This window comes from Brevibacillus sp. AG162, from assembly GCF_006715575.1.
Taxonomy (GTDB): Bacteria; Bacillota; Bacilli; order Brevibacillales; family Brevibacillaceae; genus Brevibacillus; species Brevibacillus brevis.
The window spans coordinates 14,202-29,096 of record NZ_VFNO01000007.1 but is presented as its reverse complement, the minus strand read 5'-3'; the positions used below and the strand labels follow the sequence as shown (position 1 = coordinate 29,096).

Genomic DNA, 14,895 nt, shown 5'->3' with positions numbered 1-14,895 from the left:
ATACTGCCTCGGTACGTTTGGTCCTCAGCCGTTTCTCTATATCATTAGTATCGAACTGGTAAACAGGAGGAACTGATCATGGCTGATTTTGAAGTGCTTGCCGGGATTCATCAAGGATTGTTTCTGGTCCTTCTCATCGTCATGCTGCTCCCGACAATCATGGCAAACCAGCTCGTTTTCCGTCCGACGAAACGGGCTTTCATAAGCAGTGCTCGCATCACTCTATGTTTTTTATGGTCGGCCCTTTTTGTATTTGGGGGGCATTTGGTGATGACGTGGGTTTTGTTCGAATCCTTTGGTTGGCTTTACATAAAGGATAAGCTGCTTGGCTTTTTACCTTTTATTTTTGTTCCATTGCTTTGTTGCCTGCTCTCTACTTTTCCACGACTGTGGGAGTTGGCCGGGAAAGGCAGCAAGGATTCAAGACAGTCACAAGTAGATACGGAATATACCCGAATTTTGTTACAAGAGAAAAATGTTAGGCCAGCAAAAGCAAACTCGCCGGATCGGGACGACGCATTAGATGCGGAATGGCGAGGAGACGCATCTTGCCCCGAATTGCTCGTTCCGCTGCAAGCTAGCGTCTTAGGCTGTCTGATTGCCCTCTTCCTTCAAGTCTTTTTTCCTGCTGTTACGTTGGAACCGTCCATTTTGTTTCTCGCTTGGGGCGTATTATTAGCCGGAGTGTCCCTGCTCTGGATTCGGCAATCGTGGAAGCATCAATACCACTCCACTGCAGAAAACTGGGTAAAACCACGCCGTCTGCTCCGCTTTATCCGTTTTGCCGCGTTTCTCCTGATGACTGCTTTTATTGCGACGATCTGGGGAAATCAAGCGATGATAGCGAGTCGCCTTCCCGATCAACCACCTTTGGAAGGTCAGAATCAAGACGATCACGCTCTCCCCGATTTCGCTTTCCCTGTAAAGGCAAGTGCCCATTCGATGCCCTCCACAGGGAAACTTAGAAGTGTCGATGCACCAACAGAACTAAAACAAGGAAACCCTGATCGAACGTTTTCGCTGAACGCACAGAAAACAACCATCCATCAAGCATCAGGCAAAACCGTAGAAGCATGGACCCTGAATGGACAATATCCCGGACCTGAGCTGCGTATAAAGCAAGGGGAGCTCGTCGAGATCACCCTTCTGAACAAGGATATTTCCGAAGGGATAGACATCCACTGGCATGGCATGCAGACTCCCGCTAGCTATAATCGCCTTGCAAAAGGAGAAAAATCGGTTTATCGTTTTCGCGCAGAACAAACCGGAACGTATTGGTATCATTCTCATCAGCAAATTCCTGAGCAAGTAGTGAACGGGCTGTTCGGTGCCCTTGTGATCGAGCCAGCCGAGGCGACGACTACAGGCGCAGCCATCCGCGACATCGCCATGATTCATCACAAGGACGAAAAGGCAGGCGCGACATTAAACGGCTCACATACGCGAAAAATCGAAACGATTGCTCCTGGCACAACGGTTCGCCTTCGCTTTATAAACGCTGAAAATGCTCCTGTCACTTATTTGCTGCAAGGAACTCCTTTTCAAGTAGTAGCGATTGACGGAACCGAAGTAAACGAACCGAATTTGATTGCCAACCAAGCCTTGCAGCCGGGGGCAGGCGGTCGATACGACATTCAGTTTACGATGCCTAATCGTCCCGTACTATTTGCTCCAGCTGCAAACCAGCAAGACAAAGGGCTGCTCTTAAGTCCAGACGGGTCTGAAGATGCTGTGCCCTTCTTAGATGCAGAGGTTTCTGTCTTTGACCCTGCACGTTACGGCAGTCCAATTGCCCTTCCTTTTGATCTCTCTTCCCATTTTGATCGGGAATATCAACTACTCATTGATGGTCAGTATGGGTTTTATGACGGTCAATTCAAGCGCTTGTCGACCGTAAATGGCGACTTGCTTCCTGAGACACCACTAATGATTGAAGAGGGCGATCTCATAAAGCTGACCTTCGTCAACCGCAGCTTCCAGAATCAATCGATGTATCTCCACGGTCATCACATGCTCATCTTGAGTCGGGACGGCAAAAAGGTTACAGGAAGTCCATGGTGGACGGACACTCTCCAGGTAGCGCCAGGTGAAACCTATGAAGTTGCTTTCCGCGCGAATAATCCTGGTGCATCTATGGAAGGGAATCTGCCTAAAGGTGAGACTGCTTTTGGTATAGCAATCCCGCTCGTGTATGAAGAGTAGCCCAAAAAAGAAAACAGCAGTCCGTAGCGATTTTCGCCAGGCTGCTGTTTTTGTCTGTGACTAAGACTTTTTCCGGTTCTTGGCCGCCAATAGTCTGTTTAGCGTTTCGTCAGGCTGGGTTTGCTTCTCCTGTTTCTCTTTTGCCTGCTCGTTCTTGACTGTTGCTGGCTTCACCCGAGTTCCAGCCGTCCCTACCGGATGAATAAGGGGAGCAGATACGACTTTCTGGTCATCTGTCCGCTCTTCGCGTATCCGTCTTGTCGCAGAGCGCTTCTCGCCGAGGCGAGACAATACTGCCTGTTGTTCAGAATCGGCAGACGTGGACCTGCGCAATCTCCATAGACCAGATAGCCTTGCCCACCATTGATCCGGCAACTGCAGGCGGCGAACGGCGATATCAATCGGCAGCAGCAAAGCCGCCAACATCAGCAACCACTCACTGATTGACTGTGTGTCCCATTTATCAGGAAGCGTGCCACCAAAAGCCTCTTCTGGTTTGGTGATCTGATTCCCTCCACCAGTACTTAGCCACTCTTGAAGTTCTTTCTCTCCATCGGCATGTATTCCGTATTCCGGTGAATAGGAAACGGTCAAGCCTGTCGTTTGGCTCGCCATGACACGGCCTTGATTTTTTTGTGAGATCTGAATCATGTAAGTGCCCGGATCAGCCGTCTCGAATTCACCCTCCATGACGCCTGGGGCAACCGGTTTAAGCTTGATGACCTCGCGCTTCATCTCTTGATTGAGAACAACTGCCTCCATCTCTTGAGGCATGCTTCCACCAGCTGGCATCGTCACCCTCACATTGCCTTTTGCGCTGTTCACGCTCGTAGTCGTCTTCCAAGTGCCTTCTGTAATTTGCGGGAAAGTCCATGCCACGATTTCGTTCCACAGACGGCTGTTTCCTCCCCAAGCCACCCAGTCCGGTGACCACTTCCCTTCCAGATCACTCGTCCAGGCGACAGAACGTCCCAGACCGTACTGCCAACGGGTGAGAATCGGATCATCGTCAGCACTCATCAACGATGATTCGGCTGTTTGCTTCGGTGTCGTTGCTATATACGCACGCACCGGAGGTAATGTCTGCTTCAGCGCAGGCCAAGCTCCCACCCCTGTATAGCCTGGTACTTGAGGCTTCTCCACAATAAACGTACGGCTGGCTAAGGCTGTTTCTTTACTGAAGATTTTCGGGATGGATTCGGCATCGTTTGCAAAGTAATATCTGCCTTTTCCTAACTCGGCAATCATCTCCAGCAGCGACCTATCCGAATCATCACCCAATGCCACTGTTGAAACGGTAATATTTTCAGCCGTCATTTGCTGCAGCAGGCCCTCGTAATCATCGTTGAGCGCAGACTGCCCATCGGTGAGCAAGATCACGTGCTTACGCTGCGTGTTCATCGCTTTTACACGTTCGTAGCCCAGCTGTAAGGCAGGGAAAATATCTGTCCCGCCATCCGCTTGGATTCTGCTGATCTGCTGTTGGATTTCGTCCAGCTTCGTGACGGACTGTGGAGCTACGACATCCCATGGCGTATCATCAAAGGCGATCACTCCGATGTGGTCTTGTGCATTCATCATGGTTGTCGCTCGAATCGCAGCTTCCCTGGCCAGTGCCATCTTATCCGCCCCTCTGGCATCTGCGCTCATACTGCCCGACTTGTCGATGACCAGCTGAAGTCCGAGTGAAGGGAGCTGTTCCTTCCCTTTTAAATCCATGTGAACAGGTAATGCCTCTTCGATTGGTGTCTGGAACCAGCCACCCATGCCGAAGCTATCTTTACCGCCTGTCATGATCAAACCAATGCCCAAATCACGTACAGCGGTCCGCATGCGTTCCATATCCGCATCCGTCATGCTGGTAGCGGGCACATCTGCCAGTACAATGGAGGCAAATTGCTTGTAGCCCTCAAGCTCCTTTGGCAGCAGTGCGAGATCGCGCAGCTCTACCTTGATATTGCCCGCTTCCAGCGCTTGAACGAGGTTACTTGCGGCACCTGGATGCCCTTCGGCTACGAGTACGACTGGTGCCCCGGCTACCTGCGTATAGGCTGTAGCCTGATTGTTCGCCGCTACGGTATCTTGTCGCGGCTCGATTTCCACGCGATAGCGATGGAAACCCTGCTGCATCGCTTTTTGCGAAAAAACGAAGCGGTTGTTGCCCTTGCCGATCTGTACCGTTTGCTGGCCCGCCTCGCGATTGCCTTCATACAGGCGAAGGGTTGCCTCGGTCGCTATCGTACTCTCCACATCAACGGTGATGCCGTATTCCTCTCCCGCATACAGTCTTTGCGGTACCTGTACAGATGTAAGAACGACCTCATCTCCGTGAGGCTGCTGCAAGGAAACAGCCTCTACAGCGATTCCTCGCTCCCTCGCCAGTCTCGTCTGCCTTGCCGCATCTCCGTTTGTTTCCAGACCATCTGTCAGCAAGACGACTTTACCTCTGGCATTGGTAGGGATCATGGCAGACGCCAATCGGATTCCTTCTGCCAAATTGGTTGCATTCCGGTTGACATCCACGCCCAAGGGCTGTACCTCTTGGCGTGTCGTCAACGGTTGATCGACTGCCGCCTCCGCACCTACTGCAATGACAGCATACTTATCCGCTGCCTGCTTTTGCCCGATCGCCTCCCGTAAAAAGGAGAGAACACGCGGATCGTCCTTCATGGAAGCCGATCGATCTACAACAAACACAATCGTTTTCGCCTGAACAGGTGTCAGCAGCTGTGTCCCTGCCAATGCCAAAACCAGAAGGAGGAACAAGAGCGAGCGAATGGCTGCAATTGTCCACTTTCTGCCGATTGGCATTTGCTTTTGATGTCGCCACCAGCTGATGATGACGTACGCAACGAGAAGCAATAGCAACAGGAATAGCGGCTGTATAAAGTTAATACCCACGCTGATACACCCTCCATTCCACCAATAACACCAAGAGAGCAAACGCTGCCAACCAATAGGTCAACTCCTTCGTTCCCAGTGCTCCTGTTGTGTCAGTCGCTGTTGCTTCCTCACTCTCCTTTTGTTCTTCTGCATTCTTCCTGGCTACGCTTACAGACTTTGGTGTAATATTCGATTCTTCCTCATTCATTTGGACAGTAAAGTACGTGCTTTTGGTCCCTGTATCTACCCCTTCGTCAAGGCGATACAACCCTGTCAGCTCCGGTAGCTGCATCGTTTTGGAAGTGGCGTCCTCCGCAAGAGACTGCTGGTGTCCATTCGGATACGTCAAGGTACGTGTTGTCGCTCCTGGTGAGAGGGGGATGGTCAAGACCTCTCCCGGATGTGCCGTGGGAATTGGGGCTGTTTGACCAGGAGACAGCCAGTTGACGACATTTTGCATGAAAATCGGAAAAGCAGGACGAAGCGGAAAGTCCGATGCATGCAAATCAAATCCGATGATGACCACTCGTCGACCGTCTATGATCCCCGCTCTGACCAGATCGACATCGCCTGCGCGTACCAATGGCTTCATACCAGGCATCTCGTCCAATACGTATCCTTTGGCGACGTGCACATCCTGCCAATCGACGTGCTTGAGCAGCGGGTCATCCGGGGAAACTGGCCTTGGCTGTTGATCCAGTTCTTTTTCTCCAGCAAGCGGCAACCACTCTGTTTTCTTGTTCGGAGCAATCAACAAAATGTTTCCTTTTGGCAGCTGGTCTGGTACAACTCCGTCAAAAACCCACAAGTCACGCGCTGCCGCCGCAGCATCCGGTGCCTGCTGAATGGTTTCTACCTCAAGACTTCCGACTGTCTGCAATACTTGATGGAGGAAGCGGTTCCCCTCTGGCGAATACAACGCTGCTTTTCCTTTCCCGGCAGCGAATGGCACACTCCACATGACATTATCCTGGGAAAGGCCGTCCTGCTCCGGTTCGATGACTGCACGATAAACGCTAGATACCGCCAGCTTCTGAAATGAAAATGTCTGGGAGCTGCCTGCTCCAATCGCAAAAGAATCGGTATCCAGCAGCTTGTCTTGCTCATCAAAAACAGTGACTTTTCCTTTCGCAGGCATACTGCCATGATTGTCCACCCGCAGCAGTCCCTCTACCCCTTTTTCCGTAGGCTGGGTTGCAAAAACACCGATTGACGTATTCTCGCGGGTGCTCCCCATCTGCATGAACTGAAAGCTCCCGGAAAAAGCAGGGACTGAGCCTCCATCCAGCTTGCGTTCCCCGCTTCCGTCCCCCATCCAAACCACTCCACTGCCTGGTTCATTCTCTGCAATGGCTCCCGCTAATGACAACGCAGCGATTTGATCGGATGTCCCGGAAAAAGGCACAAGCTTTTCGATGGCGTGCAAGAGCGGCTCTTTGTCTGCACTTTTGGAAACCAAAACATTCGGCTCACGCCCTGCCTCGATGAGGGTCATCGTCTGGCCGCTTCCCAGCTTCTCTACGAGTGCTTTTGCCTGTGACACTGCTCGTTCCAGCCGCGTCTCGTTCCCTTCCTTCACCATCATGCTCCCTGATGTATCCACGACCAAAATCGTATGGTCGGATGTGATTCCCTCAGTGGGAACGGCCGGTCGTATCAAAGCCAGCACGAGCAAGCAGGCAGCGAGCAGTTGCAGCAGCAACAACAAGCTTCGCCGCAGTCTTTCCCACGGTTTCACCGCTTCCCAGTTTTGCATCGTGCGCTGCCACAGGAGTGTACTTGGTATGACACGATCCTCTACTTTTCGCTTGAGCAGGTAAAGGACGATGATGGCCGGGATAATCAGCGCAAACCACAAGTTGCCCAAACCCATCCACTGCATGTTGTCTCTCTCCTCTCTAGCGAATCAAGCCGGCCTGACGAAAGACATGGAAGACAATCGATTCCAGCGATTGTTCCGCCTCTACAGACACGCAGGCGATCCCTCTTCCATAAGCAAACGCGGACAGTTCTTGTTGATAATCTCGCAAGCTCTTGTGGTATTCTTCCATCAAAAGGCTCGTCAGGGATACTTCTTTTGCTTGCCCAGTTTCTGAATCTATCAACCGCAGCTCTCCTGCATACTCGGGCGCAAGCTCTTCTTTGGAAAGCACCTGGACCAGCGTGACCTCTTGTCTAGCCGCCTGCAAATACGCGATGCCTTCCATATAGCCTGACTCGAACAAAAAGTCCGACAGCACGATGGAAGTTCCAGCTTTGCCGCTGACAGCCCCGGGCTGGCGCATTGCCGTTTGAATATCCCCTGCTCCCCCTTCTTGCAGGGAAGATAAGAAGTTGAGCAAGCGATGCGCCTGGCTCTTTCCTTGCAGCCCGGTAAGTGCTGCCGTCATTCGGCTGTCAAATGCATAGACCGACACATGATCGAGATGGCACAGAGACAAATAGCCAAGAGCCGCAGCAATCTCCACAGCACGGACCAATTTGTTCGGTTGCCCGTAGCTCATCGAACGACTGCAATCGATATACAAGTTCACATGAAGCTCTGTTTCATCCAAGTACTTTTTCAAAAACAGCTTGCCTGAACGGGCATACGCATTCCAATCGAGCTGCCGCAAATCATCGCCGGGAACATACGCCCGAAAGTCTGCGAACTCCATGGAGCTGCCCAGCTGTCTCGCCCTTCGCTTTCCTGCCTGGCTGCCGCTGACCGCTTTGCGACTAGCCATCTGCATTCGCTCCAGTCTGGCGAGCCATGACGGATCAAGCAGGTGTTGATTCATACCTTCTGCGTCCCCAGTTCGTCCAAAATATCCATAATGACGCGGTCTGGTCGGATGCCGTTCGCCTCTCCTTCAAAATTGAGGAAAATGCGGTGGCGCAACGCTGGCAGAGCAACTGCTGTCACGTCCTCGTACGCCAGATTGTATCGGCCAGCCAATAATGCACGTACCTTTGCCAAGGAGACAATTGCCTGCACGCCACGCGGCCCCGCACCGTTTCGCACATATTTGTTCACCGAAGCAATCGCCTGTTCCCCCGGATGCGTCGCTAAAAGCAGCTTCACCGCGTAATCCAGTACCGCATCGGCAACCAACACTTCACGCGCTGCCTGCTGAATCTCAGCAATTTGCTCGGCTGAAGCCACTTTTTCCACGGTGATCACTTGGCTCGTGGTCGTTTGCCGCACGATCATTTTCAGTTCTTCTTCCGTCGGATACGGGACATCGATCTTCAATAAAAAGCGGTCCATTTGCGCTTCTGGCAACGGATATGTCCCTTCCTGCTCCAGCGGGTTCTGTGTCGCGAGAACGAAGAACGGCTCTGGCAACAGACGAGTCACTCCCCCAGCTGAAACCGTTCGCTCTTGCATGGCCTCCAACAGGGCGCTTTGCGTCTTTGGCGTCGCCCGGTTGATTTCGTCAGCCAGCACGACATGAGCGAAGATCGGACCATGTTGAAACTGGAAGGACTGCTGTCCCTTCTCGTCGACCAACAGGATGCTCGTTCCAGTAATGTCTGTCGGCATCAGGTCAGGTGTGAACTGAATCCGCTGAAACGACAGCTCGAAGGCTTGGGACAGTGTCCGAACAAGCAGCGTTTTGCCCAAGCCGGGTACGCCTTCCAAGAGCGCATGCCCACCTGCAAACACGGCCCACAGAAGTTGCTCGACCACATCTTTTTGTCCTACCAATACCTTTCCAATTTCCTGCCTGACAAGCTCTACTCGCTGCAAGCAATCCTCTAGCGTTTGCTGCGCCATCGCCGTGTCCCCTTCCTGTTGTTGAATGATCTAAGGCTCTATTTTGCTGAAATAATCCTTCACGATTTGTTGATAATCGCCGGGAATACTGCCTTTTTCCATACTCTCGCGGGCAAATTGCTCATATTGGCCGTACACTTCCTCGTACGGCAGCGTTCCACCCGAGGAAACTTGTGTGTTTCCGCTTTGCTGCGACTGGGAAGGTCCTGACCCGAGTGGACCTCCGACTGTATCAACAGGTCCGTTTTCTCCACCTATGCGCTCTGCCGGGACGGTAACGAGCTCGTGTTTGCCTTTTCCTAACCCGGCCCCGCCGCCTTGACCGCTTCCTTGACCACCAGAGCCATTTCCATTTCCATTGCCGTTGCCGTTTCCGTTGCCATTCCCCTGCCCCGAGCCATTGTTTCCGTTCCCAGGCTGGTTTGCCGGGTTCGCCCCTTGATTGGGATTCGCACCTGCTCCCGGTGTTGCCGCAGTTGGCTGATTCCCGGGTGTCCCCGATGCTGGAGTCGCCTGGCCTGTTGCTGCCGTTCCTGCCCCTGCTCCACTCGCTCCAGCATTTCCTGCTTGTGCGCCTGCACTGGCAAGCGTCATTTGCGACTGATTGAGCGAAGCAGCGGCATGTATAGCTGCGAGCATGGCTTGCTGAGATTGCTGGATGCCCGTCATAGCTTGCATCAAGCTGTTCTCGAGCGCAGTCATCGCTTGAGGCACTTGTCCTTGGGCTGTTTGCTGGGCTGCCTCCGCCAGTTGTTTGGCGATATCCTCCAGCTCCTTCGAGTCGGCAGACTCTGCCTCTTTTTTCAATTGCTCTGCTGCACTTGCGAGTTCGCGAGCGATCTCTTCCTGCTCTTTTTGCGGCATGCTTTCCATGGCTTTTGCCATTTGTGCCAAGGCCTCGGTCATCGCTTGTCGATCTTTCGCTTCCATCGCGCCAGCCAAAGCTTTTGTCCCTTCTTGATTACCCAAGCTGCGCTGGAGTGCTTGCAGCGCTTTTTCTTTGCGCTGCTCTGCATCTCTGACCTTCTCCAATTGTTTTTCCGCAGCGCGCAATGCATTTTGACGTTCTGCCGGATGGTCTGCTTTCGCCAGAGCCTTTTTTGCCTGCTCCAGCATTTCCTCCAGCTGCTTTTTCTGCGCGTCGGTTAAGCCTGTATTCTTTTTCACTTCCTGCTCGATTGCCTCTACTTCTTCCTCAACCTGCGCGACTGCTTTCTTTTCCTCTGCCATCTGGGCCAGCCGCAAGTCTTGAGGATTCGGCCAAAGAAACAGCACCAGGCATACCAATAGCAAGCTGCTTGTGACATAAACCTTTCTTTGGACCAGCGACCAGATGTGGACGCTCTCTACGATTTGCGGCAAATTTTTACGCAGATGCTGCAGGGCATCTTCCCTCTGCATACCCGCTACCATCGACTGATTCTCTTGATTCTCCCATGCTGTGACGACTCGCTGGGCCAAACCATTACCGTCTGCCACTTGCGCACATTGGAGCCAGGTAGGGCGCTTCCAAAGCCCACGCACCAGACCTGTGAGGACAACAAGCACTGGCAGCACAACCGCGATCCATTGGTAAAACGGAATCGGCCAGACGCGGGCAAGGAGGAGGAGCACCAGACTCGCCCCCATTCCCCACAAACCATAGACCGTTAGCTGCTGTATCCATACACGCAAGCCCATTTGCTTTCGAATGGGTGCAAGCAGTGACTTCAGCTCGTCGTTCGCTTTAGCGGTAAACATGGCTTATTGCTCCTCTTTTGCTTTGCGAAATCTCGGTTTCACTGGCTGAATGAGATAGATGGAGAGTAAAAGGCAGAACAGTGTAATGATCCCGAAAAACAGGCAGTAAACCGCGTACGGGTCCACATTCCCAATCCTGATCTGCGGCCCTTCTTCAAAAATGTTCAACATCGCAAACAATGGGTTGAAATTATGCAGGAGATCTGGCCAGTCCGGCATGGTCGCGGATGACATGGCGCCCGACCGGCGCTGGTACCGAATGAACTCTTTGATAATTTCCGCCAGTATGCTCGAGCCGATCGCATATCCGAACACCACGGCATAAGTGACGACCGTAGCGATACCAGTCCGTTTGATCAGCGTGGACATGAGCACACCAATGCTGCCGATGCCGAACATCGTAATGACGTAAAAGCCAAACACCTTGATCACTTGTGCAGGTGAAATTCCTCCATACAAAAAGACGATGGCATAGAGAGGGATGGTCGCAATGACCAGAAAGGTCATGAAGCTGAGCGATGCCAGCCATTTGCCTAAAATCAATCGTGTGGCGCTGACATTCGTGGTCAACAGCACACTCAACGTCTGACGTTCGCGCTCACCTGAAATCACCCCTGCCGTCAGTCCCGGCACGACGAAGCAGATCATCCCGAGCTGAAACACAGACAGCATCATGAACAGCTCGCGTGTATCATTCGGGTTGTAATAGCTGCCGCCGTTTGTCATAAAGAAAATCAGCGTGAGCGTCATTGCACCCAAAACGAGCAAATAGAGCAGGATGATCCACGGTGACCGATTGGTCCGCATCCGCATTTTCCATTCATTGAACAAGACAGGGTTGCGAAATCGTCTCAAGTCGCTCATGAGCCCACCCCTTTCGTAATTTCCAGGAAGATTTCTTCCAAATCACCAACTGCCTCATTAAACGCGGCAACAGGGTAGCCTGACACCGCAAGCTCCCGCAGCAGCTCAACCTGTTCTTCGTCATTTCCTGAAAAGCCTGCAACGACCCAGTTCCCTTCGCGTGTCACCCTAGTAATGACAGGCATCTCACGCAAGCGCGTCATTGCTTCATCAACCCGATCCAACAGGCGAATACGCAATACCCGCTGTTCTTGCATTTTCGAGTAAATCTCATCGACTCGTCCAAAGGCAACCAGATTGCCTTCCTCTACAATCCCGATGACGTCGCACATCTCCGCTAGCTCAGGCAATATGTGCGAGCTAATGATAATCGTCTTGCCCATGTCCCGCAGTTCCTTCAAAATCTCCCGCAGCTCGATGCGAGCACGAGGGTCCAAACCAGAAGCTGGTTCGTCCAGAATGAGCACTTCCGGATTGTGAACCAGCGAGCGGGCCAGTCCAAGGCGCTGCTTCATCCCTCGCGACAACGAGTCGACGTAGGCATCCCGCTTGTGCGTGAGATTCACCAGCTCTAATAACTGGGGAATGATTTGTTTTCGCTCTGCTGCCGGAATATCGTAGTTCGCCGCGTAAAAATCAAGGTACTCTTCTGCTGTCAAATTGTCGTAGACACCAAAAAAGTCTGGCATGTAGCCGATCAGCTTGCGCACTTCCTTTGGATGCTTGGTCACTTCGTAGCCGCCTACGTATGCTTTCCCACTGGTCGGCTCCAATAAAGTCGCCAAAATGGACATCGTCGTCGATTTTCCTGCCCCGTTCGGACCGACGAAACCAAAAACGGTACCCTTGTCAATTTCGAGCGAAAGTCCTTTTAGCGCTTCCATTTTGCCGTAGCGCTTGCGCAAATTTTGGATCTGGATCACTTCTTGCTCACCTTCCCTTCCACACTGACACTTGGAACCCCAATGTGGCGTTCATCCTCAAACTGGTGGGCAAATTTGATGCGGACAATGCCGTCGCCCGAAACATAAGTAGTGGTCTTGTCGCTTGTCATCACGTTGTTCATGAATGCTTTTTCAAATGGTTCGAAAGCTTTTGTCTTCCAGTTGTAAACCTCTTTTTGAAATGTCGTATTGTCCTCTGACCAGGTATACAGGTACAAATTGCTGATGGCAAGATCCTGTCCTTCCTGATTCAGATTGATGTCAAAGGTAATATCCCCGGCAGGAAGTCTAAAGCCATCGCCGAAATCATCTACCGGAACTGAGCTGCCCGACATCGTCACATCAAACGACCCCGTTGGATAATAAATGTGTCCGTCCTTGGATGGATTCACTTGCAGCGTCGAAGTGACCATCGCAATGCTGCTGTTCTCCGTATTTTCGTTTTCTACGACAGCCTCTACAACTTGCTCTTCGGTCCAGCCCACGAGTTTTACCACTTCAGACTGACCACCACGTCTGTCCATCATGTCCAGCATTTCCACAATGAGTTGCTCACGGGTTTCTCTTTCATAGCCATTCGATTGCATGTGCTGCGGCAGCGCATGCCCCATATTCATCCGATGTTGGTTCCGTCTTGCTTGTTGTTGAGGGGCAAACGGCAAGTTCACTTCGATACTGCTGCCAGCCGCCAACTGTGAAAACTCTTGTACCTGCATACCGGTAGAGATCGTCACGTCTCTTAGCGAGTACTTCGTATGGTTCGTCACGGTTCCTTTCAGTGCACCGTTCTCATACGACAGGTTCGATTCTATTTTTCCTACGTCCGATAAGGATTGCTCCGTCGCAACCTTACGCATCGACCAGAATTCTACATCTCGGAAATCAATATGGGTCTGATCTGGCTGTATGGAAATCCACGTTTTCGGAATTTGATCGATATAATCTCTTTCAGTGACAGGTTGGGTCATACCCTCCCCCTTTATAGTCAAACGATAGTCGTCATTACTCGGTACGAATAATGCGGTTACGCTCAATGCATTTGCCTGTCCGTTGTTTTGCAGCTCAATATAGCCCACCTGGTGCAGCTTTACACCCACCCCCCGCTGGATGGCACCAATCGAGAAGATTCCGATTCCCGCCAACACCGAAAGGGCAGGGACGATTACCCACATGTAGCTTTGCTTGCGGCCTCTCCGCAAAATATAGAAAAGAACTGGCCCTGCAACCAGGGCATAAATTCCGAAAAATACGGCGAACCAGCCAACCTCCGGAATTTTCAAGGATGGGACTCGATCAGCAGCATCCTGAAGCGGCCATACGTTGTCAATCATGCTTCTATTTGAAGCGTTGATGGAAGAACCAAAAGCCTTTACTAGTGTATCCGCCCAAAAGCGGCTGTTTCCTGCCCAGCTGGCTACTGGTTCCGCCGCCAAATCATAGGCGACGTACAATACTTTTCCGGCTCCCACGTTATGGACAGCCATCAGCGGAATATTTCCTTCGCTGTACAGAACTTTCCCTGCCTTCACAGTCCCATTGCTTACCGTAAAGGGGGATGTCAGTGCAATTGGATTGGTCTTATCCGCTTTAAAACTGGAAAGTGTCTGTACGCTCGTCACTCCAGTCACTTCTACTGGCGACAAGTCAGCCAAAACGCCTCCAGCTTTCTTGTACTGCGCTCCTCCGGCTAAAATCAGCATCCCGCCAGAATTCGTCCAATCCCGAACCGCTTTAATCTGTTGTTCATTCAATGCATCCAAAGCAAAATTATTGATAACGAGCATATTGAGCATCTGTAGCTGAGTACCTGTCACTGGCATATTGTCTGCCTTCATCGTCAAGAGCTGGACCGGGTTATGAATAGAGCCTTTCGGCAGTACACCCAGGAAGTTAGCTGTGTCAGGATTTTCTGCCAGCACGCCGATCATCAGCGTATCTTCGCTGTATGAAACGCCGGTTACCGGAGTTTGTGCGATCATCTTGTTATTTTGCATCAAGGCCACAAAAGAATTGCCATGCAGCTCTGATCCAGGAACGATAATGGTTACCTGCTTGGTCACTCCGCTTGCAATCGAAACCGGCTGATAATTGGCAACTTCGAAGCGACTGTCTCCCCGTTCTCCCGTGGCGACAAAAAGCTCGCCTTCGATATCTGCCCCTCCATTTCTCACCGTGACCACAACGGGTACCATCCCCGTGTCCCTGTACTTTCCTTCAATTCCGACTGTTACTCCTAGCTGAATGTTTCCCTCTGCCAAGGCTGTCCCCGTCAATCCTAAAGGAACACCTGCTACCAACAGGAGGAACGCACAGAAGGCCAGGAGCCACCGCTTGCACTGCGCCGTTTTCATTCGTTCAAAACCTCCACGGTCCATTCTTTTTTTCTGCCTATCTTTTCTTCTCATACAATTATTGACGTTATTTCCAGACAAATAGCTACATTTTTTTCAAAATGAAATCAATTGGTCACCAAGTGCGAGAGTGAAAAATAGAAAAAACGTC

Annotated in this window: 9 protein-coding genes; 1 reads left to right on the top strand and 8 read right to left on the bottom strand. The window is 51.7% G+C overall.

What is annotated here, in order from left to right; genetic code table 11:
- Positions 1–78 precede the first annotated feature (78 nt).
- A complete protein-coding gene (locus FB479_RS20330; protein WP_142066517.1) occupies positions 79–2,202 on the top strand; it encodes a multicopper oxidase family protein in 2,124 nt (707 codons plus the stop codon).
- A 60-nt stretch (positions 2,203–2,262) separates the two neighbouring features.
- On the opposite strand, the gene FB479_RS20325 is transcribed toward FB479_RS20330, so the two are convergent.
- From FB479_RS20325 to FB479_RS20290, 8 genes are read right to left on the bottom strand one after another with little or no spacing between them, the layout of a single operon-like run.
- Positions 2,263–5,103 carry a VWA domain-containing protein gene (locus FB479_RS20325; protein ID WP_142066516.1) on the bottom strand — a complete coding sequence of 947 codons (2,841 nt, stop codon included), beginning with the start codon at positions 5,101–5,103 and terminating at the stop codon, positions 2,263–2,265.
- Positions 5,093–6,967, bottom strand: a complete 1,875-nt coding sequence (locus FB479_RS20320; RefSeq protein WP_142066515.1) for a vWA domain-containing protein — start codon at positions 6,965–6,967, stop codon at positions 5,093–5,095. The genes FB479_RS20325 and FB479_RS20320 overlap by 11 nt, the downstream gene beginning before the upstream one ends.
- 16 nt (positions 6,968–6,983) lie before the next feature.
- Complete coding sequence (locus FB479_RS20315; protein WP_142066514.1) at positions 6,984–7,865, bottom strand: DUF58 domain-containing protein; 882 nt, start codon at positions 7,863–7,865, stop codon at positions 6,984–6,986.
- Positions 7,862–8,845: an AAA family ATPase gene (locus FB479_RS20310; RefSeq protein ID WP_142066513.1), complete on the bottom strand. Its 984-nt coding sequence runs from the start codon at positions 8,843–8,845 to the stop codon at positions 7,862–7,864. The genes FB479_RS20315 and FB479_RS20310 overlap by 4 nt, the downstream gene beginning before the upstream one ends.
- Positions 8,846–8,875: 30 nt before the next feature.
- On the bottom strand, positions 8,876–10,585 hold the full coding sequence (locus tag FB479_RS20305) for a hypothetical protein (RefSeq protein ID WP_142066512.1): 1,710 nt from the start codon (positions 10,583–10,585) through the stop codon (positions 8,876–8,878).
- A gap of 3 nt (positions 10,586–10,588) precedes the next feature.
- Positions 10,589–11,449 (bottom strand): ABC transporter permease, encoded by an 861-nt coding sequence (locus FB479_RS20300; protein ID WP_142066511.1) that lies wholly within the window; start codon positions 11,447–11,449, stop codon positions 10,589–10,591.
- Positions 11,446–12,372 (bottom strand): ABC transporter ATP-binding protein, encoded by a 927-nt coding sequence (locus tag FB479_RS20295; protein ID WP_142066510.1) that lies wholly within the window; start codon positions 12,370–12,372, stop codon positions 11,446–11,448. Before FB479_RS20295 ends, FB479_RS20300 begins: the two co-directional genes overlap by 4 nt.
- Entirely contained in the window at positions 12,369–14,744 is a 2,376-nt protein-coding gene (locus FB479_RS20290; protein ID WP_255438471.1) for a DUF7408 domain-containing protein, read from the bottom strand. The genes FB479_RS20295 and FB479_RS20290 overlap by 4 nt, the downstream gene beginning before the upstream one ends.
- Between the last annotated feature and the right edge of the window lie 151 nt (positions 14,745–14,895).